This window comes from Pseudomonas fluvialis (genome assembly GCF_014207935.1).
In the GTDB taxonomy this organism is placed as follows: Bacteria; Pseudomonadota; Gammaproteobacteria; order Pseudomonadales; family Pseudomonadaceae; genus Aquipseudomonas; species Aquipseudomonas fluvialis_A.
In genome coordinates this window covers 663029-688655 of the sequence record NZ_JACHLL010000002.1, presented here as the reverse complement: position 1 = coordinate 688655, position 25627 = coordinate 663029, and the positions used below count along the sequence as shown (strand labels likewise).

Below are 25627 nucleotides of genomic sequence, written 5' to 3'. Positions count from 1 at the left end.
CGCTGGGAATACTCAGCGCCAGCCGTGCCGACGCATGTCCACCCGTTCGTTGTGGATGCTTACGCCTTCATCTCTAAGGCGGGCGCGCTGCTCATCTCCGGCAGGGCTGCCAGCCGGCAGGCTCAGATGGCCACCGGCCGCGACCACGCGATGCCACGGTAGGGATGTGTCGTCGGGCAGTTGACTGAGGGTGCGGCCGACCCAGCGTGCGGCTTTGCCCAGTCCGGCACGTGCCGCCAGTTCGCCGTAGCTGGTGACCTGGCCTCTTGGTATTTGCCCAAGCGCCAGATACAGCGCTTCTCGGCGCTGGGCGGTGCTTGCTGCCGCCGTGCTGGCGAGGGCATTCTTGCGCGCTGTGTTCTTGCTGGAATCGTGGTCGATAAGCATGCGTGGAATTCTGTTGTTGCTGGGCTTGTGTCTGTCGGGAGCGTTGTGGGCCGACACCGTATGGTTGGACAACGGCGACCGTATGACCGGCAAGATCGTGCTGATGGATGGCGGCAAGCTGGTGCTGAAGACCCGCTATGCAGGCCAGGTGACCATCGACTGGAAGGATATTGACACGCTGCGCTCGGAAAAGCCGCTGCTGGTCAAGCGCAACCTCACCGAAACCCTGGCCAGTGAACGCCTGGAGGCCGCCGGTACGGGCATGGTGCGGGTGGTCAATGGCAAGGAACAGGTGATGCCGTTGGCCGATATTCACCAGCTGATTCCGCCGCGCGCCCTGATCGAGGACAGGGTCTGGGAGGGTAACCTGGATGCCAAGCTCGATCTGGAGCGCAACGAGGATGATACCGACGAGTTCAAAATCAAGGGCGATACGCGGATCAGCCACGGCCTGTGGCGCCATGTGGCCAGCGGCCAGCTGGAGCATGAAACCAAGAATGGCGTGAAAAAGGACGACAACTGGGAACTGGAATACGACCTCGACCGCTTCATCACGGATGACTGGTACTGGCGGACCAGCTATGACCAGCAGGAGGACGAGTTCGAGGATATCTATCGGCAGCGGCTGTTCGGCGCCGGCCCGGGTTATCGCTTCTGGGACAACGAGCTGGGGCGTTTTGAGCTGGTCGGTCAGTTCAATCGGGCAAAACTGGATGCGCGCAACGGCGATCTGGCGTTCGATCTGTGGTCGGCGGAAATGGATTACAAGCGGCTGCTCTGGGGCACTCGATTGGAGTTCTACAGCAAGGCCGAGGTGCAGGTTCCGACCATTGAGGAAATCGACTACATCATCGATGCCGAGGCAGGGCTGCGCTATCGGGTCAATGAATGGGCACGGTTGTCACTGCTCTACGAGCTGGATCAGTTGCGTGGTTTGGGTCAAACCTATTCGGAGAGGCGCTATCTGATTGGACTGGGGGTTGGTTGGTAATGCCCGGTACGAATAAATGACGAGTATGAAAAAGCCCCGCCTGAGCGGGGCTTTTTTTTGCTGACAGGCAGCCGTTACAGGCGCAGGCCGCCGTCCAGCTCCAGGATACGACCGGTGTAATAGTCGTTTTCCAGGATGTAGGCCACCGAGTGGGCGATTTCGGTAGGCTTGCCCATGCGGCGCAGCGGGATGCCGGCGGTCATCTTCTCCAGGGCTTCCGGCTTCATGCTGCCGGTCATCTCGGTTTCGATGAAGCCCGGGGCTACACCGGCCACGCGGATGCCGTAGCGTGCCAGTTCCTTGGCCCAGACCACGGTGTCGGCGGCTACGCCGGCCTTGGCCGCGGAGTAGTTGGCCTGGCCCATGTTGCCGGCGCGGGAGATGGAGGAAATATTGATGATGGCGCCCTGATTCTTCAGCTCGATCATCTTGGCCGCCACTTCGCGGGTGCAGAGGAACACGCCGGTCAGGTTGACGTCGATTACCGACTGCCACTGGGCCAGGCTCATTTTGCTGATTTCGCCGTCCTTGACCTTGATGGTCAGGCCGTCGCGCAGGATGCCGGCGTTGTTGACCAGGCCGTTAATGGCGCCGAAGTCGGCGGCGACCTGGGCGACCATGTGGGTCACCTGCTCTTCGTTGGCCACGTTGCACAGGTAGGCACGGGCATCGCCACCGGCGGCTTTGCAGGCGGCTACGGCTTCGTCGAGTTTTTCCTGGTTGAGGTCAACCAGCGCCAGCTTGGCGCCCTTGGCGGCCAGGTATTCGCCCATGGCGCGGCCCAGACCCTGACAGCCGCCGGTGATGATGATGACTTTATCTTGCAATTGCATGGTTAAATCCCCCACAAACGTCTACGAAGAGCCTTGCCGGTGTCCGTGGATAATCAGGCGAACACCCGTCCGTTTATGACGGATTCTGGTCAAGGAGTCACAAGGTGAGCATTAAGCCGGCCAAGCATGCCCGAGAATTGCTGCTCAAGGAATACCACGGCGTGCTCTCGACCCATTCCAAGGCCATGCCGGGCTTCCCTTTCGGCTCCGTAGTGCCCTATTGCCTGGACGCGCAAGGCTGCCCGCTGATCCTGATCAGCCGCATCGCCCAGCACACCCATAACCTGCAGCAGGATGACAAGTGTTCGCTGCTGGTCGGCGAGCGCGGTGCTGCCGACGTCCAGGCCGCCGGGCGTCTGACCCTCTTGGCCGAAGCCCGGAAACTGATGGATGAGGCGGCCATCGAGGCGGCTGCTGCCCGCTACTACCGCTACTTTCCCCTGTCGCGAGACTACCACCGCGCCCATGACTTTGATTTCTGGCGGCTTGAACCGGTGCGCTGGCGTTTCATCGGCGGTTTCGGGGCAATTCACTGGTTGGAGCAGGTGGCCTTGGCCAATCCCTTTGTCGGCGAGAGCGAGGCGAGCATGGTCGAGCATATGAATGCCGATCATTCTGCCGCGTTGGCTCATTACGTGACTCTGGCCGGCTTGCAGGCGGATGAGCCGGCCGAGCTGGTCGGTATCGACAGTGAAGGTTTCCATCTGCGGCTCGGGGCGGCGCTGCACTGGCTGCCCTTCGCAACATCCTGTAATAGCCCGCTGGACGTGCGCCAGGCCTTGGTGGCACTGGCCCGCGCCGAAGTCTGGCCGACCGGCGGCGACGTCGAGGGTTGAACTTGGCGGGTCCCGCCGCCATCTGCTGAATACCGCTAGCCGTTGTGGCGCAAGGAAACCCTGATGCGATTCTTTCTTTTTCTGCTGTTGCTGTTCCCGGTCATCGAACTGGCCGTGCTGATTCAGGTGGGTAGTGCCATTGGTGTGCTGCCAACCCTCTTGCTGGTAATCGGCACCGCCATCCTTGGCAGCGTGCTGCTGCGCGTGGCGGGCCTGGCCACCGCCTGGCGTGCCCGTGAGCGTCTGGCGCGTGGCGAATTGCCCGAGCAGGAAATGCTCGAGGGCCTGCTGATTGCTGTCGGTGGCGGTCTGCTGCTGTTGCCGGGCTTCATCAGTGATGCCTTCGGCCTGCTGTGCCTGCTGCCCTTCACCCGGCGCCTGCTGATCGGCAATCTGCGCCAGCGCATGATTGCCCAGGCAGAGCGCCAGCGGGCCTTCTTCGATGATCCGCAGGCACGCCATGGGCAGACCCGGCCGAACGTGATTGAAGGCGAGTTTCAGCGCCGAGACGACTGAGTACTGTGCGAAATTTTTTTCGGCCAGCCCTTGAAATGCCTCCATATGCCCTTATGTAGCTGTCACCGCAAGGTTTCTGCCACGTCGGCAGATCAGACTTCCGCGGTGGGCACTGCCTGCCGCTCCCGGCCCCGCCGGACTTTACTAACCCGCCGGTGCAGGCACCGGCCGTTGAAACCACCTCCAAGGAGAGATCGACAATGAAGCTTCGTCCTCTGCATGACCGCGTCGTGATTCGTCGCAGCGAAGAAGAAACCAAGACCGCTGGTGGCATCGTGCTGCCGGGTTCCGCTGCCGAGAAGCCGAATCAGGGTGAAGTCGTTGCTGTTGGCACCGGTCGCGTGCTGGACAACGGCGAAGTCCGTCCGATGGCCGTCAAGGTCGGTGACAAAGTGGTGTTTGGCCCGTATTCCGGCAGCAACACCATCAAGGTTGATGGCGAAGACCTGCTGGTCATGGCCGAAAACGAAATTCTCGCCGTTCTGGAAGCCTAAGCGCCTCCCGCTCCGTTAACGAATTCCATAGAGGTTCAAGAACATGGCTGCTAAAGAAGTCAAATTTGGCGATTCCGCTCGCAAGAAGATGCTGGTTGGCGTGAACATCCTGGCAGACGCCGTCAAAGCCACCCTCGGCCCGAAAGGCCGCAACGTGGTGCTGGACAAGAGCTTCGGCGCTCCGACCATCACCAAGGACGGCGTGTCCGTGGCCAAGGAAATCGAACTGAAAGACAAGTTCGAGAACATGGGCGCCCAACTGGTGAAAGACGTGGCCTCCAAGGCCAACGACGCTGCCGGTGACGGCACCACCACCGCCACCGTACTGGCCCAGGCCATCGTCAACGAAGGTCTGAAGTCGGTTGCTGCCGGCATGAACCCGATGGACCTCAAGCGCGGTATCGACAAGGCGACCATCGCCATCGTTGCCCAGATCAAGGAACTGGCCAAGCCGTGCGCTGACACCAAGGCCATTGCCCAGGTCGGCACCATCTCCGCCAACTCCGACAACTCCATCGGCGACATCATTGCCGAAGCCATGGAAAAAGTTGGCAAGGAAGGCGTGATCACCGTTGAAGAAGGCTCGGGCCTGGAAAACGAACTGTCCGTCGTAGAAGGCATGCAGTTCGACCGCGGTTACCTGTCGCCGTACTTCATCAACAAGCCGGACACCATGGTGGCCGAGCTCGACGGCCCGCTGATCCTGCTGGTCGACAAGAAGATCTCCAACATCCGCGAAATGCTGCCGGTGCTGGAAGCCGTGGCCAAAGCTGGCCGTCCGCTGCTGATCGTGGCTGAAGACGTCGAAGGCGAAGCCCTGGCTACCCTAGTGGTCAACAACATGCGTGGCATCGTTAAAGTGGCAGCCGTCAAGGCTCCGGGCTTCGGCGACCGTCGCAAGGCCATGCTGCAGGACATCGCCATCCTCACCGGCGGTACCGTGATCAGCGAAGAAGTGGGTCTGTCCCTGGAAGGTGCCGGTCTGGAGCACTTGGGCAACGCCAAGCGCGTGGTCATCAACAAGGAAAACACCACCATCATCGACGGTGCCGGCCAGCAGGCTGACATCGAAGCTCGCGTGGCGCAGATCCGCAAGCAGGTTGAAGAAACCTCTTCCGACTACGACAAAGAGAAGCTGCAAGAGCGTCTGGCCAAGCTGGCCGGCGGTGTTGCCGTGATCAAGGTCGGTGCTGCTACCGAAGTCGAGATGAAAGAGAAGAAAGCCCGCGTTGAAGACGCTCTGCACGCAACCCGCGCAGCCGTTGAAGAAGGCGTGGTACCTGGCGGTGGTGTGGCTCTGGTACGTGCTCTGCAGGCCATCGAAAACCTCAAGGGTGACAACGAAGACCAGAACGTCGGTATCGCTCTGCTGCGCCGCGCCGTTGAAGCTCCGCTGCGCCAGATCGTGGCCAACGCCGGTGGTGAGCCGAGCGTAGTGGTAGACAAGGTCAAGCAGGGGGCGGGCAACTTCGGCTTCAACGCCGCGACCGACACCTACGGCGACATGATCGAGATGGGCATTCTGGACCCGGCCAAGGTCACCCGTACTGCTCTGCAGGCTGCGGCTTCCATCGGTAGTCTGATGATTACCACCGAAGCCATGGTTGCCGAGATCGTGGAAGACAAACCGGCTGGCGGCATGCCGGACATGGGTGGCATGGGCGGCATGGGCGGCATGATGTAAGCCACCCGGCTCCTGGTGTAACGAAAAAGCCCCGCCAAGTGTGCGGGGCTTTTTTATGGGCGCTGTTTGGCTCGGCTGATGGTATGTCAGGGCAGTTGCGGGTTGCTAAGGGCGATAGCTGGAGCCGTTCGGCTCAGGGCGGCGCGGCGGTACAGCAGCAGGTGGTAGCAGCCAAGGCAGATCAGCCAGCAGAACAGGGCTGTCCACAGGTTGTGTGAGAGGAAATGCGCGCCCTGGATCATGCGTGACAGGGAGAACACTCCGCCCAGCAGCAGGGCGCTGACCAGGGCCGCACGGGCGCGGCGTGGCTGGCGGTCGCGCCAGACGAAGAAGAAGGCAAACAGGGTAAAACCGGCGGCGGCATGACCGCCCGGCCAGCAGCGCCCACCTTTCTCGACTGCCGGAGCACGTGGGCCGAGCAGCTCGCTGAACTGCTCCACACCGCCGAACTCGCTGAGACTCCACGGGCAGTGCATGCGCGTCAGGGTCTTCAGCGGGTTCACGAAACTGGTGGACAGGGCCATGGCCAGCACCAGATAACCCAGCCGGCGGCGCCAGGGGCGCAGCCGTTGCAGGCACAGGCTGCCGATAAAACCGGCAATGACCAGCACGCCGAGGATGATTACCAGCTGCTTGGCCCGGTCATGCAGCCAGTCCTCGATAAAGGCACTGTGGCGTCCGATAAAACCATCACCCGGCACGTAGAACAGTTCGGCCAGGGCGAAATCCAGGCGGGTGAAGGACGGCAATAGCATCAGCAGCCCCAGGCCGATGGGCAGACCGAGAAATAGCCAGCGGTTATAGGGCCGACTGGCCGCAGTGTTGGCCTGGCTCATGAGCGGGCCTTGGCGCACTGAGGCTGGTTGACCGGGCAGTGCTGGGTTACGCGCTGATCCGGCTGGCTACCCTGCCAACCGAGCAGATGCTGGCGAAAGGCATGGCTGGCGGCCTGGAAATAGCCGATGTCGCGTTGCAGCAGCGGGTCGCTGCGGTCCACGCGGCGCTCGATGCTTTGCCCCAGGGCATCGTCGTGGCGGCGCATGCCCTGGCGCGGACTTAGGATGGCCAGGTCCTTGCCGTCGAACAGCCCGAGGTGCTGGTAGTTACCGATCAGCACGCGTGCCGGCAGTTGATTGGCCTGCAGCAGGTTGCGGCCGTAGAAGGTCGAGACATAGTCCTGATTGAGCAGGCCGAGCAGTGTCGGCGCCAGGTCGATCTGGCTGGCTAACTGGGCGTCCTCGCGTGCGGCGATCTGCTGCGGCGCATAGATGAACAGTGGGATGTGGTAGTTGGCCACCGGCAGATCCTCGCTCCCCGCACTGCCGGCACAGTGATCGGCGACGAAGACGAACAGCGTGTCGTTGAACCAGGGTTTCTGCCTGGCCTTGGCGAGAAAGTCGCCGATGGCCCAGTCGGTGTATTTCACCGCACCTTCGCGGCCGTCACCCGAGGCAATGTCGATCCGTCCTTCCGGGTAGGTATAGGGCCGGTGGTTGGAGGTCGTCATCAGCTGGAGCAGAAAGGGTTTGCCGGCGGCATGGTCGGCATCCGCCAGTTTCAGCGTCTGGTTGTACAGGTCCTCGTCGGCCATGCCCCAGGCATTCTTGAAGTGGATGTCGGATTCGTCGACGCTGCTCTGGTCGACGACCCGGTAGCCGTTACCGCCAAAGAAGGCGCCCATATTGTCGAAGTAGCTGCGCCCGCCGTAGACGAACACGCTGTCGTAGCCTTTGGCGCTGAGCTGCTGGCCGAGGCTGGCATAGCCGTTTTCCCGGCCGATGCGCTTGACGATGGAGCGCCCGGGGGTGGGCGGGATGGCCAGGGTGATGGCTTCCAGACCACGGTCGGTGCGGGTGCCGGTGGCATAGAAGTTGGTAAAGGCCAGGCTTTCGCGGCGCAGCTGATCCAGGTTGGGGGTTAGTCCGCGGTTGTCGCCAAAGCTGCCGAGGTACTTGGCCGAGAGGCTTTCGATGGTCACCAGAACGATGTTCAGCGGGCGCGGCTGGCCGGGATTGTCGATTTTTCGGCGGATATCCAGTGGGTCTGTGCTGAGGAAGCGGCTATTGGGCTCTGCCAGTTCGGCGCGCAATTGGCGGCCAGCGTCCTCTGCCGGCAGGCTGCTGTAGAACTGATCGTAATCCAGCTCGTTGTTACGGAAGGCGGCGAAGAACTGGTAGGGGCCGTTGCTCGCCAGCTCGTGCTGGTAGGTATTGCCGCCCTGGCCCCGGGGCATCTCCTGATCCAACAGAAGCAGGGCGGCTGTCGCCATGCCGGCCAGCAGGGCGATGCTGCCCAGGCGTGCACTACGCGATGCTGCAGGCGCCTGCAGGATGGCCTGTAGCGGTTTGCGCAGACTCCAGGTCAGGGCCGCGCTGAGCAGCGCCAACAGGGTCAGCAGGCTGCCTACCGGATAGGATTCGCGGATGTTCTGGATTACTTCGTCCGAGTAGACCAGGTAGTCCACTGCAATGAAGTTGAAGCGAACGCCAAACTCATCCCAGAACAGCCACTCGGCCACGGCGCTGAACAGCATGACGAAGACCGTGGCACCGAGCAGGCCCTGCAGCCACAGCTGGTGCCCGCGTCGCTGCCACAGGCGGGGCGGACACAGCGCCAGATAGAGCCCCAGCGGTAGCAATGCATAGCTGAGGAAGGCCAGGTCATAGAGCAGGCCGATGCCGAACAGGCGCAGAACATCGCCTGCGCTGGCATTGGCTTCCGGCCAGTGAGTGAGCAGCAACAAACTGCGACTGAAAAAGAAAACCGTCAGCCACAGGCCGCCGGTGAGCAGCAGGTAACGGGCAGGGGCGTTGCGCAGGGCGAGCATGATCAATTCCGCAATCGGTGGAGATGGCGAAATTGTCCGAGCTCGGACGTCGGTTACTCGTGAAGAAAGTGTGGAAAAAGCGTCAAAACGCCGATTTTTCTGTCCGCTCTGGAGGGCAGAAACAGACAACCCGGCCGGAGCCGGGTTGTCGGGTGTCGCAGGCGTGGATCAGGCGCGGGCGGCGCTGATCACTTCGATGTAGGGCTCGGCCAGGCGCTGGTCCTGGATCAGCGCGACGAAGTCCTCGCCTTTAGCGTTGCGGGCATTGAGGTCATAGCCGGCGGCTTTGAAGAAACCGAGGAAGCGCTCGAAGTCGTCGACGCGCAGGCCACGGTAGGCCTTGATCAGTTTGTGCAGGGAAGGCGGCGTGTCGTCGGCCGGTTCGACGGTCAGAAACAGCTGGATCGCCTCGTCACTGATCTCTTCGCCGATGACCTGCTTCTTGTCTTTACGCATTGCCCATTTCTCCACGGCTGGCACGTTTTGGCCGCGCACTTTACCACGACCAAGGTCGAAGGCGGCAGCCTGCCCGCGCCCGAGCGTGGCTCTTATACTGCGGTCAGGGCCAAGGAGAGTGATGTGAGCAAGCTGCGTGTTGTGAACAGGTTGCGCGCCGGGAGCATGCTGCCGCCGCTGTTTTCCGCCTGGCGCCAGGCCTGGCGTGCCGGTTACTCCGTGCGTCATCTGCGTGGTGATCTGACGGCCGGGCTGACCGTGGGCATCATCGCCATTCCGCTGGCCATGGCGCTGGCGATTGCCGTCGGTGTGCCGCCGCAGCATGGGCTGTATACCGTGCTGGTGGCCGCGCCGCTGATCGCCCTGTGCGGCGGCTCGCGCTTTAATGTCAGCGGCCCCACCGCGGCCTTTGTCGTCATTCTTCTGCCGATTACCCAGCAGCACGGCATCGGCGGGCTACTGCTTTGCAGCATGCTGGCCGGAGTGATTCTGATTGCCCTCGGCTGGGCAAGGGCCGGGAGGCTGATCGAGTTCATTCCCTATCCGGTGACCCTGGGCTTTACCGCCGGTATCGGCGTGGTCATCGCCATCCTGCAGATCAAGGACTTATTCGGACTCAGCGTGCCGGCCAACTCGGCCCATGTGCTGGGCCAGCTGGAGCTGTTGTGGCAGGCCCTGCCAAGCCTGCAGCCGGGCGATAGCCTGGTGGCGGTAGCCACGCTGGCGGTCCTGTTGATTTGGCCGCGTTTGGTGCCTAGGGTGCCGGGCCATCTGGTGGCCCTGCTGGTGGGCTGCCTGCTGGGATTGTGGCTTGACCGGCTGGGGCTGCCGGTGGCGACCCTCGGTGAGCGCTTCAGCTACAGCCTGGGCGGAGAGAGCCTGCCGGGCATTCCGCCGTTCCTGCCGGCCTTTGCCTGGCCCTGGCAGTTGGCCAATGCCCAGGGGCAACCGATCGGCCTGTCGTTTGAACTGGTGCGCCAGTTGCTGCCTTCTGCCTTGGCGATAGCCATGCTCGGCGCGATCGAATCGCTGCTGTGCGCGGTGGTCGCCGATGGCATGGCCGACAGCAAGCATGATCCCAATGCCGAGCTGGTAGGCCAGGGCGTCGGCAATCTGCTGGCGCCGCTGCTGGGCGGCATTACCGCCACGGCAGCCATCGCCCGCACGGCGGCCAGTGTGCGCGCCGGGGCGTTTTCGCCGCTGGCGGCCATGGTGCATGCCGGCGTGGTGCTGCTGGCCATGCTGGTGCTGGCGCCCTGGTTCAGTTACCTGCCGATGTCGGCCCTGGCGGCGCTGCTGCTGATGGTGGCCTGGAACATGAGCGAGCCGGCGCATGTGTGGCACACCCTGCGCATTGCCCCGCGCAATGACGTGCTGGTGCTGCTGGTCTGTTTGCTGCTGACGGTGCTGTTCGATATGGTCCTGGCGGTCGGGGTGGGGCTGCTGCTGGCGGCGGGGCTGTTCATTAAACGCATGAGCGAGCTGACCGATACCGCAAAGCTGACGGGCGATGCCCACGTGGCGCTGGCCGACCTGCCGCCGCAGGTGGCGGTGTACGCGATTCGCGGGCCGCTGTTCTTTGGCGCGGCGGAGAAGGCACTGAGCGTATTGCGCCGCTTCAATCCCGAGGTACGCGTGGTGATTGTCGAAATGAGCGCGGTGCCGCTTCTGGACATGACCGCGCTGGCGGCGCTGGAGAACGTTTTACGTGACTACCGGGCTCAGGGGATCGCCCTGATTCTCTGCGGGCCTTCCTCGCGGGTGCGCCTGAAGCTGCGCCGCGCCGGTGTCCTGCGCGCGCAGCGGCAACTGGCCTATGTGCGTGATCTGCCGCAGGCCAGAGCCAGGGCATTGCGCTGGCTGGGCGAGGCGAGCTGAGCGGAGAGTTGAAGGGCGCTTAGCGGGCGGGGTGATTGTTGAAGCAGGCGCGCATCCAGTCGCGGTAGCCGGCGGCTTCGGCGGAGCCTTCGGACGGTGCCCAGCTGGCGAATTCGCCATCGCCCAGTGGCCGGTAGGGGCCTGCCTTGCACTCGAACAGCACGGCATCGGTGCTGAGTACCACCAGGGCATGGAACTGCCCGGGTGCCAGGTCCACGCCACTGCATTCACCGCCCGCCTGAAGCACTCGTGTCGTTTCAAGCTCGCCCTGCTCGCTGAACAGGAGCAGGCCGAAGCGGCCCTGCAGGGCGATCAGGGTTTCCGCCTTGTCGGCGCTAAGGTGGCGATGCGGCGGGATGTAGGTGTCCGGCTGCAGGCCCACCAGCAGGCGGTGGCAGGGCTCGCTCATCTCATGCAGGTTGTGGTGCTGGCGTTGCCGGGGGCTGGCGCCAGCCGCCTGGGTCAGTTCGGCAAACAGGGCCTGGTCGAGAAAGCGCGCCCCAGCCACTTACAGGCCCTTGACTGCGTAGATGCCGGCGGCGTTGCGCCAGTAACCCTTGTAGTCCATGCCGTAACCGAAGATGAAACGGTCCTCGCAGGGCAGGCCGACATAGTCTGCCTTGAGGTCCGGGCGGGCCTTGCGGTCGTGGGTCTTGTCGATCAATACGGCGGTGTGCACGGCGCTGGCGCCGGCATGCTGGCAGAAGTCGATGATGGCGGCCAGGGTGTGGCCCTCGTCGAGGATGTCATCGATGATCAGCACTTCGCGGTCGATAAACGACACTTCCGGCTTGGCCTTCCAGAACAGCTCGCCGCCGGTGGTTTCGCTGCGGTAACGGGTGGCGTGCAGGTAGGAAAGCTCCAGCGGGAAATCCAGCAAAGGCAGCAGCTTGCCGGCGAAGATCAGGCCGCCGTTCATCACGCAGAACACCACCGGGTTGCGCTCGGCCAGCTCGCCGTTGATGGTCTTGGCGACCTGAGTGATCGCTGCTTCAACCTGATCGTTGCTGTACAGGCAGTCGGCTTCGGCCATTACCTGGCGGATGTGGGCGAGATCGGCGGACATGGCAGGTACTCCTGAGAGAAGGGCGCGGCTTGACCGGGCCGTCAATAAAAGGCGGCAAAGGTACTGATATGGCCGGTTGGCGGCAAGCTCCGTGTGTCCGAAGGCTGCCTGAAACGGGTAGAATCCTGACGCCTTGATCAGCTTGTGTGTCGATCCGTATCGCCGGCCGCTCTGATGGCATAGCCAGTGCTTTAATCAAACGCAACTTTTCCCGTCGGAGAACCTGCCATGCCCGTGCGCGAAATTCGCCACCCTCTGATTCGTCACAAGCTGGGGCTGATGCGCCGTGCCGATATCAGCACCAAGAACTTTCGCGAGCTGGCCCAGGAGGTCGGTGCGTTGCTGACCTACGAAGCCACTGCCGATCTGCCGCTGGAGTCGTATGAGATTAACGGCTGGGCCGGCCCGGTGGCGGTCGAGAAGATCGCCGGCAAGAAGATCACCGTGGTGCCCATCCTGCGCGCGGGCATCGGCATGCTGGATGGCGTGCTCAGCCTGATTCCCGGGGCCAAGGTCAGCGCCGTGGGCGTGGCGCGCAACGAAGAGACCCTGCAGGCGCATACCTATCTGGAGAAGCTGGCGCCGGAAATCGACGAGCGCCTGGCGCTGATCATCGACCCCATGCTGGCCACTGGCGGTTCCATGGTCGCGACTATCGACCTGCTGAAGAAGGCTGGCTGCAGGGAAATCCGCGCCATGGTGCTGGTGGCTGCACCCGAGGGCATTGCTGCGGTGGAGGCCGCGCATCCGGATGTGCTGCTGTTTACCGCCTCGGTCGATCAGCGGCTGAACGAACATGGCTATATCCTCCCGGGCCTGGGCGATGCCGGTGACAAGATTTTTGGCACCCAGCAGAAGGACGCCTGAGATGCAGCCAGCAGACGGTTTCAATGATCCGCTCTGGCGCCAGCTGCTGTCCGGGGCGCAGATGCTGTTTGTGGCCTTCGGCGCCCTGGTGCTGATGCCGCTGATTACCGGCATGGACCCGAACGTTGCGCTGTTTACCGCCGGTATCGGCACCTTGCTGTTCCAGTCGGTGACCGGGCGTCAGGTGCCGGTGTTCCTGGCGTCGAGCTTTGCCTTTATCGCGCCGATCATCGCCGCCAAGGCCAGCTTCGGCTTGCCGGCGGTTTTGGGCGGTGTGGTCGCCGCGGGGCTGGTGTATGTGCTGCTTGGCGGGCTGGTCAAGCTCAAGGGGCCGGCCTTCATCGATCGCCTGCTGCCGCCGGTGGTCATCGCCCCCGTGATCATCTCCATTGGTCTGGCGCTGTCGCCTGTGGCGGTGAACATGGCCATGGGCAAGTCCGGCGATGGCGCGGCGCAACTGGTGCCGTACAACACTGCCATGCTGATCTCCATGCCGGCGCTGGTCACCACCGTGCTGGTGGCGGTGCTGGGCAAGGGTATTTTCCGTCTGGTGCCGATCCTGGCCGGTATTGCCGTGGGCTGCAGCCTGGCGTTGCTGTTTGGCGTGATCGACACGGCGGCGATTGCGGCCGCACCCTGGTTGGCGCTGCCCAACTTCGTCGCGCCCGAACTGCACTGGGGGGCGATCCTCTACATGCTGCCGGTAGCGCTGGCACCCGCCATCGAGCATATCGGCGGCGTGGTGGCAGTGGGCGGCGTGACCGGCAAGAATTACCTGAAGCAGCCGGGGCTGCACCGCACCCTGCTGGGTGATGGTCTGGCCACTTCGGCCGCCGGCCTGTTCGGCGGGCCGCCCAATACTACCTATGCCGAGGTGACCGGGGCGGTGATGCTGACCAAGAACTACAACCCGAAGATCATGACCTGGGCGGCGCTGTTTGCCATTGGTCTGGCCTTTGTCGGCAAGTTCGGCGCGGCGTTGCAGAGTATTCCGGTGCCGGTGATGGGTGGCATCCTCTGTCTACTGTTCGGCTCGATCGCGGTGGTGGGCCTCAATACCCTGATCCGCCATCAGGTCGACCTGTCCGAGGCGCGCAACCTGATCATCGTCTCGGTGACCCTGGTGTTCGGCATTGGTGGCATGGTGGTGGGCGGAGGCGAGTTCGCTCTCTCGGGCATTTCGCTCTGCGCACTGGCTGCGCTGCTGCTCAATGGCTTGCTGCCGGGTGGCAATGCTTGGAAGCGGGCGCAGGGCTAGCTGTTCCTCCAACAAAAAAGCCCGGCAGTAGCCGGGCTTTTTTGTACTCAGTCAGGCGTCAGATGAGCTCGACCGCTACCGCAGTGGCTTCGCCGCCACCGATGCACAGCGAGGCCACGCCGCGTTTGCCGCCGGTGTTCTTCAGGGCGTGGATCAGGGTCAGGATGATCCGCGAACCGGTGGAGCCAACCGGGTGGCCCTGGGCACAGGCGCCGCCGTAGACGTTGACCTTGGCGTGGTCCAGGCCGTGTTCGCGCATGGCCAGCATGGTGACCATGGCGAAGGCTTCGTTGATCTCGAACAGATCGACGTCGTCCTTGCTCCAGCCGGTTTTCTTGAACAGGTTGCTCATGGCGCCGATCGGGGCGATGGTGAACTCGCTCGGGTCCTGGCTCTGGGTCGCATGACCGACGATTTTGGCCAGCGGCTTGAGACCGCGTTTGGCAGCTTCCTCGGCGGTCATCAGGACCAGGGCGCTGGCGCCGTCGGAGATCGAACTGGCATTGGCGGCGGTGATGCTGCCGTCCTTGCGGAAGGCCGGGCGCAGGGTCGGGATCTTGTCCAGGTTGGCGGTCAGCGGCTGCTCGTCATCCTTGACCACCACCTCGCCTTTACGGCTGGTGACGGTGACCGGCACGATTTCGGCGCTGAGGGCGCCGCTGTGGATGGCATTCTGCGCGCGCTTGAGCGACTCGATGGCGTAGGCATCCATCTCTTCGCGGGTAATGCCGTACTGGTCGGCGGTTTCCTGGGCGAAGGAGCCCATCAGGCGACCGGTGCGGGCATCTTCCAGGCCGTCGAGGAACATGTGGTCCTTGATCTCGCCATGACCCATGCGCAGGCCGGTACGGGCCTTCTCGATTACATAGGGCGCGTTGGACATGCTTTCCATGCCGCCGGCGACCATCACGCTGTTGGTCCCGGCCTTGAGCAGGTCATGCGCCAGCATCACGGCCTTCATGCCCGAGCCGCACAGCTTGTTGATGGTGGTGCAGCCGGTGGCAGCGGGCAGGCCGGCATTCAGCGATGCCTGGCGGGCCGGGCCCTGCTTGAGGCCGGCGGGCAGCACGCAGCCCATGATCACTTCTTCCACATCGGCGCCAGCAATGCCGGCGCGGGCCACTGCTTCGCGAATGGCGATGGCGCCCAGGTCAACGGCGGATACGCCGGACAGGCTGCCCTGGAAGCCGCCCATGGGGGTGCGGGCGCCGCTGACGATAACGATATCGGACATCTGAAATTCCTCGACGGGTGACAGGCCGTGACTGGCCGGATAAGTCGATTCTACCGTGTGACCGAATAACGCCAAAGAGTCATGCGGCAAATCATCCTTTGGGTCGATGGATGAGGCGGTTCAAGGCTCTAGAGTGCGGCCCAGTGCTATCCATAACCCGTTCTGCCCATAACTAGAAACCTCACAGGTATCGCCATGCTCAAGACCAAGATCCTCCCCGCCGCCGACAACGCCTACCAGTATCCACTGTTGATCAAGCGCCTGTTGATGTCCGGTGCGCGTTACGAGAAGACCCGCGAGATTGTCTATCGTGATCAGCTGCGCTTCAGCTACGCCACCTTCAATGAGCGTGTGGCGCGGCTGGCCAATGTGCTCAGTGCGGCCGGAGTGAAAGCAGGGGATACCGTGGCGGTGATGGACTGGGACAGCCACCGTTACCTGGAATGTATGTTTGCCATTCCGATGCTCGGTGCGGTGCTGCACACCATCAATATCCGCCTGTCGCCGGATCAGATTCTCTACACCATGAACCATGCCGAAGATAAGTTCGTGCTGGTCAACAGCGAGTTTGTGCCGCTGTACAAGGGTATCGAGGGCCATCTGACCACGGTCGAGAAGACCATTCTGCTCACCGATACCGCGCACAAGACGGCCGATCTGCCCAATCTGGTTGGCGAGTACGAGAGCCTGCTGGCGGCGGCCAGTCCGAGCTATGAGTTTGCCGATTTCGACGAGAATTCGGTGGCCACCACCTTCTACACCACCGGCACCACCGGCAACCCCAAGGGCGTGTACTTCACCCATCGCCAACTGGTGCTGCACACCCTGTCCATGGCGACCGTGGTCGGCAGCCTGGACAGCATCCGCCTGATGGGCACCGATGACGTGTACATGCCGATTACCCCGATGTTCCACGTGCATGCCTGGGGCATGCCGTATGTGGCGACCATGCTCGGTATCAAGCAGGTGTACCCGGGGCGTTACGATCCGGAACTGCTGGTCAAGCTGTGGCGCGACGAGAAGGTCACGTTCTCCCATTGCGTGCCGACCATCCTGCAGATGGTGATGCACGCCAAGGCCGCCGAGGGCGTGGATTTTGGCGGCTGGAAGCTGATCATCGGCGGCAGTGCGCTGAACAGTTCGTTGTACAAGGCTGCCAAGTCGCGCGGTATCCAGCTCACCGCTGCCTACGGCATGTCCGAGACCTGCCCGCTGATTTCCTGTGCACACATGAACGAGGAGCTGCTGGCCGGCAGCGAAGACGAGCGCATTACCTACCGCATCAAGGCTGGCGTGCCGGTGCCGCTGGTGGATGCCGCGATCATGGATGCCAATGGCCAGATGCTGCCGGTGGACGGCGAGACTCAGGGCGAGCTGGTGCTGCGTGCGCCCTGGCTGACTCAAGGGTATTTCCGTGAGCCGCAGAAGGGGGCGGAACTTTGGGAGCACGGCTGGATGCACACCGGTGACGTCGCCACCCTCGACAGCATGGGCTACATCGATATCCGCGACCGTATCAAGGATGTGATCAAGACCGGTGGTGAGTGGATTTCCTCGCTGGAGCTGGAAGATCTGATCAGTCGCCATGCGGCGGTGAAGGAAGTGGCAGTGGTGGGGATCGCCGACCCGCAGTGGGGCGAGCGTCCGTTTGCCCTGCTGGTGCTGCGTGATGGCCAGGCGCTGAATGCCAGGGGCCTCAAGGAGCACCTCAAGCCTTTCGTTGAAGAAGGGCATATCAACAAGTGGGCGATACCCACGCAGATTGCCGTTGTTACCGATATTCCCAAGACCAGCGTCGGCAAGCTGGACAAGAAGCGCATCCGCGTGGATATCGGCCAGTGGCAGGCGGCGAACAGCCCGTTTCTGTCTACGCTGTAGGCGGCCTGTAGGGCGGTCGCGGTGAGAACCGATAGGTCAGGAGTTGCTTGGCCTGCTAATTGCTGACCTAAACGGGATTTGTGACCGGTCCAGCCGGGTTAAGTTCGCTGGAAGGGCCGGAGCAGACTGATTGGGGACTGCAAATCACACTTTAGGGGGATCAGGTCGTCAGCCCTGCTGGCTATAGTCCCCCGCATCCATAACAACAAAGTACATATGGAGTAGCGTCGATGACCACATTCAAACAGACCTGGCGTCTGGCCAAGCTGCCACTGGCCGTAAGCCTCGCCTCCACCCTGGCCGCTCCGGCCTTCGGTGTGACTTTCAATATGGGTGAAATCGAAGGTTCCTTCGACTCCTCGCTGTCCGTGGGGGCTAGCTGGTCGGTGCGTGGCGCCGATCCGGATCTGGTGGGTGCCCGTAACGGCGGTCAGGCCTCCTCGCAAACCGGCGACGATGGTCGTCTGAACTTCAAGAAGGGCGAGACCTTCTCCAAGATCTTCAAGGGTATTCACGACCTTGAACTCAAGTACGGCGATACCGGCGTACTGGTGCGCGGCAAGTACTGGTACGACTTCGAGCTGAAGGACGAAAGCCGTCTGCTCTACGATATCGACGACAGCAACCGCAAGCAGGCTGCGCAGTCTTCCGGTGCCGAAATTCTCGATGCCTTCATCTACCACAACTACGACATTGCCGATCTGCCGGGCTCCGTGCGTCTGGGCAAGCAGGTAGTCAGCTGGGGTGAAAGCACTTTCATTTTCAACAGTATCAACGCCATCAACCCGGTCGATGCTGCAGCGTTCCGTCGTCCGGGCGCCGAGATCAAGGAAGGCCTGATCCCGGTCAACATGTTCTACGTATCGCAGAGCCTGACCGACAACCTCTCGGCTGAAGCTTTCTATCAGTTGGAATGGGAACAGACCGTTCTGGATAACTGTGGCACCTTCTTCGCCGCAGACGTGGTTCAGGATGGCTGTACCGATCGTCTGGGTGTTCAGGGTTCCGACCTGTCGCCACGCAGTGCTAGCAACAACTATCGCTATGTAGGTCGCCTTGGTGACGAAGATGCCCGTGATAGCGGCCAATATGGTATCGCCCTGCGCTGGTTTGCCGAAGAGCTGAACGATACCGAGTTCGGCTTCTACACCATGAACTATCACAGCCGTACGCCTATCCTCTCTTATGTGGCCGGCCAGCCGGGTCTGTACACGCTTGAGGACGCTACTACCGGTGAGCTGAGTGGCAAGTACTTCCTCGAGTATCCGGAAGACATCCGTCTGCACGGCGTGAGCTTCTCCACCAACATTGGCTCCACGGCCGTGAATGGTGAGTTGAGCTATCGCCCGAATATGCCGATGCAGATCAACACCACTGACCTGACCGTTGCTTCGGTGGCTCAGGCGGGTGCGCTGATCACCAATAACAGCCCGATCTATCTCGCCGATCATGCCGCTTACGGTGCTGGCGAAACCCTGACCGGTTATGTGCGCAAACCTCTGACCCAGGCTCAGGTCACCGTTACCCAGTTCTTCGATCAGGTGATGGGTGCCGAGCGTCTGACCGTGGTCGGTGAAGTGGGTTACTCCCATGTGAGCAATCTGAACGTCAACGAGCTGCGCTTTGGTCGCGCGCCGGAGTTCGGCAACGGTGCCATTCCGACTCAAAGCCTCTGCCGCGGTCTGCTCAACACCGCTAACCCGGACGAGTGTAACGACAAGGGCTTCTATACCAATACGTCTTGGGGTTATCGCGCGCGCGCCATCCTCGAATACAACGACGTATTCGCCGGTGTAAACCTCAAGCCGAACATGTCCTGGGCGCATGACGTCGATGGCTATGGTCCGACCTTCAACGAAGGCAACAAGGCCGTCAGCCTGGGCGTGGATGCCGACTACCTGAACACCTATACCGCCAGCCTGGCTTACACCGATTTCTTTGGTGGTGAATACAACACCAACATTGATCGTGATTTCGTAGCCTTGAGCTTCGGCGTGAACTTCTAAGCACACGGAACGTACTGAATTAAGGAATTGCTACAGATGAAAATTCGCAAGCAATTGATGCAAACCGGCGCCCTGGCGCTGAGCATGCTGGCTACCAGCGTGATGGCAGCGGTGTCTGCCGATGAAGCAGCCAAGCTTGGCACTACCCTGACACCGGTCGGCGCGGAAAAAGCCGGTAACGCCGATGGCTCCATTCCCGAGTGGACTGGCGGCCTTCCGGCTAACGCCGGTGCTGTGGATGCCAAGGGCTTCCTGGCAGATCCGTTTGCCAGCGAACAGCCGAAGTTCACTATCACCGCGCAGAACGTTGATCAGTACAAGGACAAGCTGACCCCGGGTCAGCAGGCCATGCTCAAGCGTTATCCGGACACCTTCAAGATGCCGGTCTATCCGACCCATCGCAGCGCTACCCTGCCTGCTGATGTCCTGGCGGCAACCAAGAAGAACGCCACGGCGACCAAGTTGGTTGAAGGCGGTAACGGTCTGGAGAACTTCGATCTCGCTAACCCGTTCCCGATTCCGCAGAACGGTCTGGAAGCGATCTGGAACCACATTACCCGCTATCGTGGCGGTAGCGTGCAGCGCTTGGTGACCCAGGCTGCTCCGCAGCAGAACGGTTCCTACTCGCTGGTGTACTTCCAGGACGAATTTGCCTTCCGCACCAACCTGACCGACTACAACCCGGCTCAGGCAAGCAATGTGCTGTTCTACTTCAAGCAGCAGGTGACTGCTCCTTCGCGTCTGGCAGGTAACGTGCTGCTGGTACACGAAACCTTGAACCAGGTGAAGGAACCGCGTCTTGCGTGGCTGTACAACGCTGGTCAGCGCCGTGTGCGCCGTGCGCCGCAGGTGTCCTATGACGGTCCGGGTACCGCTTCCGATGGTCTGCGTACCTCCGACAACTTCGACATGTACAACGGTGCTCCGGACCGTTACGAGTGGAAGCTGAACGGCAAGAAGGAAATCTATATTCCTTACAACAGCTACAAGCTGGACTCGCCGTCCATCAAGTACGCCGACATCATCAAGCCTGGCCACATCAATCAGGATCTGACCCGTTACGAGCTGCACCGCGTGTGGCACGTGACTGCGACCCTGAAAGCCGGCGAGCGTCACATCTACGCCAAGCGTGACTTTTACCTCGACGAGGACACCTGGCAAGCCGCTGCCATCGACCATTACGACGGCCGTGGCACGCTGTGGCGCGTAGCTGAAGCTCACTCGCAGTACTACTACAACAAGCAAGTACCGTGGTACACCTTGGAGTCGCTGAACGACCTGCTGTCTGGTCGTTACCTGGCTCTGGGTATGAAGAACGAAGAGAAACAGTCTTATAACTTCGATTACAAGGCTGCTTCCTCGGACTTCACCCCGGCTGCTCTGCGCCAGGCTGGCGTGCGTTAATTCGCCAACAGGCGGCTCTATAGTCGCCTGCATAGCCTCTGGGAGCTTGCTCCCATCACAAGGCCCGTATCGTGAGATACGGGCCTTGTTGTTTATGCGGTGGGCAAGTGCTCGATGCCATGACTGACAGGGCGACACTAGATGCGCGCCCCAAGCGATGCACTTGATTGGGTTGGCGTGTTCGTGCTCGCTGGCGGTCGTGGTGGGTAGGTTGTTGCGTGTTGGTGAGAGCCTGCAGAACTGCGGGTCGCCAATGGGCAAGGGCGCGGGTGTAAACGCCTGGCGATGCTCTTTGTGGTGCGGTGTTATTCCGATCGAGCTCAGGAGTGGTGGCGCGTATCCTAGATCCTGGGCAACCGCGCTTATCCCGCGTCGGTTGCCTGGGGTAAAGCGGCAAACTGGCTGTCAGGTCGCGGGGAACTGCTCTTTCAGCGCACCTAGCTCGGCATCCTTCTGTTCCCACAGCTGGTTGACCCACTGCTGGAATTCCAGGCGATAAGCTTCGTCCTGATCGTAGTTTTTGCCGATGAAGCTGGCGGGAATCTCCATCTTCTCGAAACGCACCACCACGCTTTTGACCTGGCCGCTGAGCAGGTCCCAGAATGTCGGGCGCCCTTGGGGGTAGTGGATGGTGACATTGACCAGCGCATGCAGTTGCTCACCCATCGCGTCCAGCACGAAGGCAATGCCGCCGGCCTTGGGTTTGAGCAGATGCTGGAACGGCGAATTTTGCTGTTCATGCTTGCTCGGAGTGAAGCGAGTGCCCTCGAGAAAGTTGAACACCGAGACTGGATTGGTCTTGTAGCGCTCGCAGGCCTTGCGCGTGGTGGCCAGGTCCTGGCCGCGCTTTTCCGGATACTTGATCAGGAACTCCTTGCTGTAGCGCTTCATGAAAGGGAACTCAAGCGCCCACCAGCACAGGCCGATCACCGGGACCCAGATAAGCTCCTGCTTGAGGAAGAACTTCAGCAGTGGCATGCGCCGGTTGAGCAGGTACTGCAGGACGAGGATGTCCACCCAGCTCTGGTGGTTGCTAGTCACTAGGTATGAGTGGCGCATGTCCAGGCCTTCCAGCCCCTGGGTGTCCCAGCGGGTCGGGTAGACCAGATTCATCCAAAACTTGTTAACGCTGATCCAGCTCTCGGCAATGCCGTGCATCACATAGCGCAGCAGCCGCTGGATGGCAGGGATCGGCACGAGCAGCTTGAGCAGGGCGACGGCAAAGAGCGGGACGCAGTGGATCAGGGTGTTGAGTACCAGCGTGAGGCCGGCAAGGGTCCCGCGCAGCGGGGCAGGCAGAAAGCTGAGCATGAGCGAAGCGGGTCTCCAAGATTGATGAGGCGTTGTTGTAGGGCGCCTGAATTGTTTAGGTTAACAGTTGTGCACTGAGCTGTAAGCCCCGCCGGCCGCGTGACTGGGCAGTCGGCGGTACTTATCAGTGTGTGCTGTCGGCCTGAATGGCCGTCAGAGCAATGGTGAAAACGATATCGTCGACCAGCGCGCCGCGCGACAGATCGTTCACCGGCTTGCGCAGCCCCTGCAACATCGGGCCGACGCTGATGCACTCGGCGCTGCGTTGTACGGCCTTATAGGTGGTGTTGCCTGTGTTCAGGTCGGGGAACACAAACACCGTGGCGCGGCCGGCCACCGGGCTGTTTGGCGCTTTCTGTTGGCCTACGCTGGCGATGGCGGCGGCGTCATACTGCAGCGGGCCGTCGATGGCCAGCTGCGGGTTGCGTTCGCGGGCAATACGTGTGGCTTCGCGGACCTTTTCCACTTCCGCCCCGGTGCCGGAGTCGCCGGTGGAGTAGCTGATCATGGCAACTCGTGGCAGTACGCCAAAGGCCTGGGCCGATGCCGCGCTCTGCAGGGCAATCTCCGCCAGTTCCTCGGCATTCGGGTCGGGGTTCACCGCGCAGTCGCCATAGACCAGAACCTGCTCGGGCAGCAGCATGAAGAACACCGAGGACACCAGGTTGTAGCCGGGTGCCGTCTTGATCAGCTGCAAGGCTGGGCGGATGGTGTTGGCGGTGGTATGGATGGCGCCGGAGACCAGACCGTCGACCTCGTCCAGGGCCAGCATCATGGTGCCCAGCACCACGGTGTCTTCCAGCTGTGCAGTAGCCATGGGTGCGTTCAGGCCCTTGCCCTTGCGTAGTTCGACCATGGGCTCGACATAGCGGCCACGGATCACATCCGGATCGAGGATTTCCAGGCCGGCCGGCAGCTCGATGGCCAGCGCCTTGGCGACCGCCTGAACGTCCTCGGGCTTGGCCAGCAGAACGCAGCGGGCGATGCCACGCGCCTGGCAGATGGCGGCGGCCTGTACGGTACGCGGCTCGCTGCCTTCGGGCAGGACGATGCGCTTGTTGGCAGCCTGGGCGCGTTGCACCAGCTGGTAACGGAAGGCCGGTGGTGACAGACGCAGTTCACGCGGAGTGCCGCAGCGGCTGCGCAACCAGGGCAGGTCGACCTGGCCGGCGACGAACTCGGTCACCCGTTCGGCCCGCTCGCGGTCGTCGATGGGGATTTCCTTGTTCATCCGGTTGAGGTTGGTTGCCGTCTCATAGGAGCCGGTGGCTACCGTCAGCACCGGCAGGCCGCTAGCCAAAGCGCCGCGACAGAGCTCCATGATCCGCGGGTCGGGTGGGAAGTCGCTGCACAGCAGTAGGCCGGCCAGGGGCACGCCGTTCATCGCGGCCAGGCTCGCGGCGAGGATGATGTCGTCGCGATCACCCGGAGTGACCACCAGTACGCCGGGCTTGAGCAGGTGCACGCTGTTGGGCACGGCTCGCGCGCACAGGACGATGCGGTGTACGCGGCGCTGTTCGTAGTCGCCAGCGTTGAGTACCTCGGCATGCAGCAGGTCGGCGACGTCACGGGTGCGTGGCGCGTTCAGTGCTTCCTGCCAGGGAATGCAGCCGAGCAGGCGGAAGTCGTCGTTCTTGAGCAGCGATGAATGTTCGCGCAGCTCCTGTATGAAGGCCTCGGGGCCGTCGGCATGGCGCACCTTGTTGAGGATCACGCCCAGAACCTTGGGGTCCTTGGGGCCGCCAAACATCTGGGCCTGAATCTCGATGCGGTCGGCCAGCTCGGTGAGGCTCTCCTGCTCGGGGGCTGACACCAGAATGATCTCGGCATCCAGGCTGCGTGCCAGGTGAAAGTTGACCCGGGCTGCGTAGCTGGCCTGGCGGGTTGGGACCATGCCTTCGACGATGACCACGTCCTTGTCGGCAGCGACCTGTTGGAACTGGCTGACGACCTTCTCCAGCAGTTCATCCAACTCGCCGTCACCAAGCATGTGCTCGACCTCGCTGAGCGGCAGGGGTGCCGGCGCGCACAGGCCGTGTGTGCGCGCCACCAATTCGCTGGAGCGTTCCGGGCCGTGGTCTCCGGGATGCAGTTGGGCGACCGGCTTGTAGAAGCCGACCCGCAGGCCGGCCTGTTGCAGGGCGCGGATCAGCCCCAGGCTGATCGAGGTCAGACCGACACCGAAACCGGTGGGGGCGATGAAAAAGGTATGCACGCTAACTCCTTGGCGTTTCAGTTCGGCAGAAGGGCGAGGGTGTCGAGGGCGATCTGCCGTTCTTCATTGGTCGGCACCACCAGTATGCGCGGGTGGCCTTCGGCCTGAATGGTGCCACTCACGCCGCGCACGCAGCGGGCGTTGGCCGCCGGGTCGAGTTTCAGGTTGAGCAGTTGCAGGTGGGCGACCGTCTTGCTGCGGACCAGCGCCGAATTCTCGCCGATGCCGCCGGTGAACAGCAGGCCATCCAGGCGCGGTAGGGCGCAGGCCATGGCCGCCAGCGATTTGGCCAGGCGGTAGCAGAACACCTCGATGGCCAGGGTCGCGCCGGCATGCCCCTGCTCGCGCGCCTGCTCCAGGCTGCGCATGTCGTTGGACAGGCCGGAAAGCCCCTTGAGGCCACTTTCGTGATTGAGCAGCCTGTCGATGCGCGGCAGGTCCCAGCCCAGCGTGCGTGCCAGATGGCCATGCAGGTTGGGGTCGACGTCGCCGCTGCGCGTGCCCATCACCAGGCCCTCCAACGGCGTCAGGCCCATGCTGGTGTCGCGGCTCTGGCCGTTGATCACGGCGCAGGTCGAGCAGCCGTTACCGAGGTGGGCAACCAGCCAGCAGCTGTCGTCATAGGCCAGGCCGGCCATCTCGGCCGCGCGCTGGCTGACGTAGCGGTGGCTGGTGCCGTGGAAACCATAGCGGCGGATGCCCTGTTCGCGGTATAGCGACTCGGGCAGTGCATAGCGGAAGGCATGTTCCGGCAGGCTCTGGTGGAAGGCTGTGTCGAAGACGGCCACCTGCGGCAGATCGGGAAAGACTGCCAGTGCCGCTTCGATCCCCTGCAGGTTGGCCGGGTTGTGCAACGGAGCAAGCACGGCCGCGCTGCCGATGGCTTCAAGCACCGCGGCATCGATGCGGCAGGCGCTGGTGAACTGCTCGCCGCCGTGCACCACGCGGTGGCCTATGCCATGCAGGGCGCCACCTGCGGCCTGCTGCACCCGTGGCAGCAACTGGGCGAGGGCGGCCCGGTGGTCGGCGTCGGGAATCATCAGGCTGTCTTTTGCATCACCTTGCTGCCAGCGAAGCTCGGCTTCGGGGCTGCCAAGACGTTCGGCCAGCCCCTGCAGCGTGGCCGCGCCGTGGTCTTCGTTGATCAGGGCAAACTTGATCGACGAGCTGCCGCAGTTGATTACCAGAATATTGCGACTGGCCATCAGGCCTCCTTGTCAGACGATTGGGCACACCAGCCGCAGGCGAAGGGCTGACCGATACTGGCCTGACGCTGCTCGGCGTCCAGGACCCAGGCGCGGTTCTGCCAGGGCGGCTGATGGCGCTGGTGTTGAGTATGCCCGCAAGACAGCTCGGCGACCCAGTGGTCGTGTTCATCCTGATGCCATCCGAGCAGCCGGCAGAGCTTCCGTCCGTCTGCGCTCGGGTCGCTTTCGCCCGGTCGCGGCGCTACACTGCGGGCTCTTTTTTCTCTATCCAAAGGTTT

23 protein-coding genes are annotated in these 25627 nt (G+C 62.4%); 11 read left to right on the top strand and 12 right to left on the bottom strand.

Annotated elements, in window-relative coordinates:
• Nucleotides 1-12: 12 nt before the first annotated feature.
• Nucleotides 13-387 carry an MGMT family protein gene (locus HNP49_RS08300; protein WP_184682264.1) on the bottom strand — a complete coding sequence of 125 codons (375 nt, stop codon included), beginning with the start codon at nucleotides 385-387 and terminating at the stop codon, nucleotides 13-15.
• Here HNP49_RS08300 and HNP49_RS08295 point away from each other — a divergent pair.
• Nucleotides 386-1378, top strand: a complete 993-nt coding sequence (locus tag HNP49_RS08295; protein ID WP_184682263.1) for a DUF481 domain-containing protein — start codon at nucleotides 386-388, stop codon at nucleotides 1376-1378. The genes HNP49_RS08300 and HNP49_RS08295 overlap by 2 nt on opposite strands.
• 74 nt (nucleotides 1379-1452) lie before the next feature.
• On the opposite strand, the gene HNP49_RS08290 is transcribed toward HNP49_RS08295, so the two are convergent.
• Nucleotides 1453-2211 (bottom strand): SDR family oxidoreductase, encoded by a 759-nt coding sequence (locus HNP49_RS08290; RefSeq protein WP_184682261.1) that lies wholly within the window; start codon nucleotides 2209-2211, stop codon nucleotides 1453-1455.
• Between the two features lie 104 nt (nucleotides 2212-2315).
• On the opposite strand from HNP49_RS08290, the gene HNP49_RS08285 reads away from it, so the two are divergent.
• The 4 genes from HNP49_RS08285 to groL all read left to right on the top strand — a co-directional run bounded on the left by HNP49_RS08285 (nucleotide 2316) and on the right by groL (nucleotide 5741).
• Entirely contained in the window at nucleotides 2316-3047 is a 732-nt protein-coding gene (locus HNP49_RS08285; RefSeq protein WP_184682260.1) for a HugZ family protein, read from the top strand.
• A gap of 63 nt (nucleotides 3048-3110) precedes the next feature.
• The gene (locus HNP49_RS08280) at nucleotides 3111-3563 is read left to right on the top strand and encodes an FxsA family protein (RefSeq protein ID WP_184682258.1); all 453 of its coding nucleotides are present in this window, start codon (nucleotides 3111-3113) and stop codon (nucleotides 3561-3563) included.
• A 200-nt stretch (nucleotides 3564-3763) separates the two neighbouring features.
• Nucleotides 3764-4057 carry a co-chaperone GroES gene (locus HNP49_RS08275; RefSeq protein WP_095939555.1) on the top strand — a complete coding sequence of 98 codons (294 nt, stop codon included), beginning with the start codon at nucleotides 3764-3766 and terminating at the stop codon, nucleotides 4055-4057.
• 43 nt (nucleotides 4058-4100) lie between these two features.
• Nucleotides 4101-5741 carry a chaperonin GroEL gene (groL, locus tag HNP49_RS08270; RefSeq protein ID WP_184682257.1) on the top strand — a complete coding sequence of 547 codons (1641 nt, stop codon included), beginning with the start codon at nucleotides 4101-4103 and terminating at the stop codon, nucleotides 5739-5741.
• Nucleotides 5742-5827: 86 nt separating this feature from the next.
• Here the strand turns inward: groL and HNP49_RS08265 are convergent, their stop codons facing one another.
• The 3 genes from HNP49_RS08265 to HNP49_RS08255 form a co-directional block, all read right to left on the bottom strand.
• The gene (locus HNP49_RS08265) at nucleotides 5828-6577 is read right to left on the bottom strand and encodes a phosphatase PAP2 family protein (protein ID WP_184682255.1); all 750 of its coding nucleotides are present in this window, start codon (nucleotides 6575-6577) and stop codon (nucleotides 5828-5830) included.
• Nucleotides 6574-8568: an LTA synthase family protein gene (locus HNP49_RS08260; RefSeq protein WP_184682253.1), complete on the bottom strand. Its 1995-nt coding sequence runs from the start codon at nucleotides 8566-8568 to the stop codon at nucleotides 6574-6576. The genes HNP49_RS08265 and HNP49_RS08260 overlap by 4 nt, the downstream gene beginning before the upstream one ends.
• A 168-nt stretch (nucleotides 8569-8736) precedes the next feature.
• The gene (locus HNP49_RS08255; protein WP_184682252.1) at nucleotides 8737-9024 is read right to left on the bottom strand and encodes a PA4642 family protein; all 288 of its coding nucleotides are present in this window, start codon (nucleotides 9022-9024) and stop codon (nucleotides 8737-8739) included.
• A gap of 165 nt (nucleotides 9025-9189) precedes the next feature.
• Here HNP49_RS08255 and dauA point away from each other — a divergent pair, with 165 nt between their 5' ends.
• Entirely contained in the window at nucleotides 9190-10902 is a 1713-nt protein-coding gene (gene dauA / locus HNP49_RS08250; protein WP_184682532.1) for a C4-dicarboxylic acid transporter DauA, read from the top strand.
• Nucleotides 10903-10921: 19 nt separating this feature from the next.
• On the opposite strand, the gene HNP49_RS08245 is transcribed toward dauA, so the two are convergent.
• The gene (locus HNP49_RS08245; protein WP_184682250.1) at nucleotides 10922-11410 is read right to left on the bottom strand and encodes a WbuC family cupin fold metalloprotein; all 489 of its coding nucleotides are present in this window, start codon (nucleotides 11408-11410) and stop codon (nucleotides 10922-10924) included.
• Entirely contained in the window at nucleotides 11411-11968 is a 558-nt protein-coding gene (locus HNP49_RS08240) for a hypoxanthine-guanine phosphoribosyltransferase (protein ID WP_184682248.1), read from the bottom strand. It lies immediately after the preceding gene.
• Nucleotides 11969-12196: 228 nt separating this feature from the next.
• Between HNP49_RS08240 and upp the strand changes: the two genes are divergently transcribed.
• A complete protein-coding gene (upp, locus tag HNP49_RS08235; protein WP_184682246.1) occupies nucleotides 12197-12835 on the top strand; it encodes a uracil phosphoribosyltransferase in 639 nt (212 codons plus the stop codon).
• 1 nt (nucleotide 12836) lies between these two features.
• A complete protein-coding gene (locus tag HNP49_RS08230; RefSeq protein ID WP_184682245.1) occupies nucleotides 12837-14093 on the top strand; it encodes a uracil-xanthine permease family protein in 1257 nt (418 codons plus the stop codon).
• A gap of 58 nt (nucleotides 14094-14151) precedes the next feature.
• On the opposite strand, the gene HNP49_RS08225 is transcribed toward HNP49_RS08230, so the two are convergent.
• On the bottom strand, nucleotides 14152-15327 hold the full coding sequence (locus HNP49_RS08225; RefSeq protein WP_184682243.1) for an acetyl-CoA C-acyltransferase: 1176 nt from the start codon (nucleotides 15325-15327) through the stop codon (nucleotides 14152-14154).
• A gap of 195 nt (nucleotides 15328-15522) precedes the next feature.
• On the opposite strand from HNP49_RS08225, the gene HNP49_RS08220 reads away from it, so the two are divergent.
• From HNP49_RS08220 to HNP49_RS08210, 3 genes are all read left to right on the top strand, one after another.
• Nucleotides 15523-17205, top strand: coding sequence for a fatty acid--CoA ligase (locus HNP49_RS08220; RefSeq protein ID WP_184682241.1), 1683 nt, complete (start codon nucleotides 15523-15525; stop codon nucleotides 17203-17205).
• A gap of 230 nt (nucleotides 17206-17435) precedes the next feature.
• Nucleotides 17436-19211, top strand: a complete 1776-nt coding sequence (locus HNP49_RS08215; RefSeq protein WP_184682239.1) for a DUF1302 domain-containing protein — start codon at nucleotides 17436-17438, stop codon at nucleotides 19209-19211.
• A gap of 36 nt (nucleotides 19212-19247) precedes the next feature.
• Nucleotides 19248-20615, top strand: coding sequence for a DUF1329 domain-containing protein (locus tag HNP49_RS08210; protein WP_184682237.1), 1368 nt, complete (start codon nucleotides 19248-19250; stop codon nucleotides 20613-20615).
• Nucleotides 20616-21020: 405 nt separating this feature from the next.
• Here HNP49_RS08210 and HNP49_RS08205 read toward each other — a convergent pair whose 3' ends face one another.
• From HNP49_RS08205 to HNP49_RS08190, 4 genes are all read right to left on the bottom strand, one after another.
• Nucleotides 21021-21926, bottom strand: a complete 906-nt coding sequence (locus HNP49_RS08205; RefSeq protein ID WP_184682235.1) for an acyltransferase — start codon at nucleotides 21924-21926, stop codon at nucleotides 21021-21023.
• Between the two features lie 124 nt (nucleotides 21927-22050).
• A complete protein-coding gene (gene pta / locus HNP49_RS08200; RefSeq protein WP_184682233.1) occupies nucleotides 22051-24141 on the bottom strand; it encodes a phosphate acetyltransferase in 2091 nt (696 codons plus the stop codon).
• A 17-nt stretch (nucleotides 24142-24158) separates the two neighbouring features.
• Entirely contained in the window at nucleotides 24159-25346 is a 1188-nt protein-coding gene (locus HNP49_RS08195; RefSeq protein ID WP_184682231.1) for an acetate kinase, read from the bottom strand.
• The gene (locus HNP49_RS08190; RefSeq protein ID WP_409372529.1) at nucleotides 25346-25621 is read right to left on the bottom strand and encodes a DUF3565 domain-containing protein; all 276 of its coding nucleotides are present in this window, start codon (nucleotides 25619-25621) and stop codon (nucleotides 25346-25348) included. The genes HNP49_RS08195 and HNP49_RS08190 overlap by 1 nt, the downstream gene beginning before the upstream one ends.
• Nucleotides 25622-25627 lie beyond the last annotated feature (6 nt).

Excerpts from the sequence above, each read along its gene's own strand:
- HNP49_RS08295 (WP_184682263.1), top strand. The coding sequence starts at position 386 with ATGCGTGGAATTCTGTTGTTGCTGGGCTTGTGTCTGTCGGGAGCGTTG.
- HNP49_RS08300 (WP_184682264.1), bottom strand. The coding sequence starts at position 387 with ATGCTTATCGACCACGATTCCAGCAAGAACACAGCGCGCAAGAATGCC.
- HNP49_RS08290 (WP_184682261.1), bottom strand. The coding sequence starts at position 2,211 with ATGCAATTGCAAGATAAAGTCATCATCATCACCGGCGGCTGTCAGGGT.
- HNP49_RS08280 (WP_184682258.1), top strand. The coding sequence starts at position 3,111 with ATGCGATTCTTTCTTTTTCTGCTGTTGCTGTTCCCGGTCATCGAACTG.
- HNP49_RS08275 (WP_095939555.1), top strand. The coding sequence starts at position 3,764 with ATGAAGCTTCGTCCTCTGCATGACCGCGTCGTGATTCGTCGCAGCGAA.
- groL (WP_184682257.1), top strand. The coding sequence starts at position 4,101 with ATGGCTGCTAAAGAAGTCAAATTTGGCGATTCCGCTCGCAAGAAGATG.
- HNP49_RS08265 (WP_184682255.1), bottom strand. The coding sequence starts at position 6,577 with ATGAGCCAGGCCAACACTGCGGCCAGTCGGCCCTATAACCGCTGGCTA.
- HNP49_RS08260 (WP_184682253.1), bottom strand. The coding sequence starts at position 8,568 with ATGCTCGCCCTGCGCAACGCCCCTGCCCGTTACCTGCTGCTCACCGGC.
- HNP49_RS08255 (WP_184682252.1), bottom strand. The coding sequence starts at position 9,024 with ATGCGTAAAGACAAGAAGCAGGTCATCGGCGAAGAGATCAGTGACGAG.
- dauA (WP_184682532.1), top strand. The coding sequence starts at position 9,190 with ATGCTGCCGCCGCTGTTTTCCGCCTGGCGCCAGGCCTGGCGTGCCGGT.
- HNP49_RS08240 (WP_184682248.1), bottom strand. The coding sequence starts at position 11,968 with ATGTCCGCCGATCTCGCCCACATCCGCCAGGTAATGGCCGAAGCCGAC.
- upp (WP_184682246.1), top strand. The coding sequence starts at position 12,197 with ATGCCCGTGCGCGAAATTCGCCACCCTCTGATTCGTCACAAGCTGGGG.
- HNP49_RS08230 (WP_184682245.1), top strand. The coding sequence starts at position 12,837 with ATGCAGCCAGCAGACGGTTTCAATGATCCGCTCTGGCGCCAGCTGCTG.
- HNP49_RS08225 (WP_184682243.1), bottom strand. The coding sequence starts at position 15,327 with ATGTCCGATATCGTTATCGTCAGCGGCGCCCGCACCCCCATGGGCGGC.
- HNP49_RS08220 (WP_184682241.1), top strand. The coding sequence starts at position 15,523 with ATGCTCAAGACCAAGATCCTCCCCGCCGCCGACAACGCCTACCAGTAT.
- HNP49_RS08215 (WP_184682239.1), top strand. The coding sequence starts at position 17,436 with ATGACCACATTCAAACAGACCTGGCGTCTGGCCAAGCTGCCACTGGCC.
- HNP49_RS08210 (WP_184682237.1), top strand. The coding sequence starts at position 19,248 with ATGAAAATTCGCAAGCAATTGATGCAAACCGGCGCCCTGGCGCTGAGC.
- HNP49_RS08205 (WP_184682235.1), bottom strand. The coding sequence starts at position 21,926 with ATGCTCAGCTTTCTGCCTGCCCCGCTGCGCGGGACCCTTGCCGGCCTC.
- HNP49_RS08195 (WP_184682231.1), bottom strand. The coding sequence starts at position 25,346 with ATGGCCAGTCGCAATATTCTGGTAATCAACTGCGGCAGCTCGTCGATC.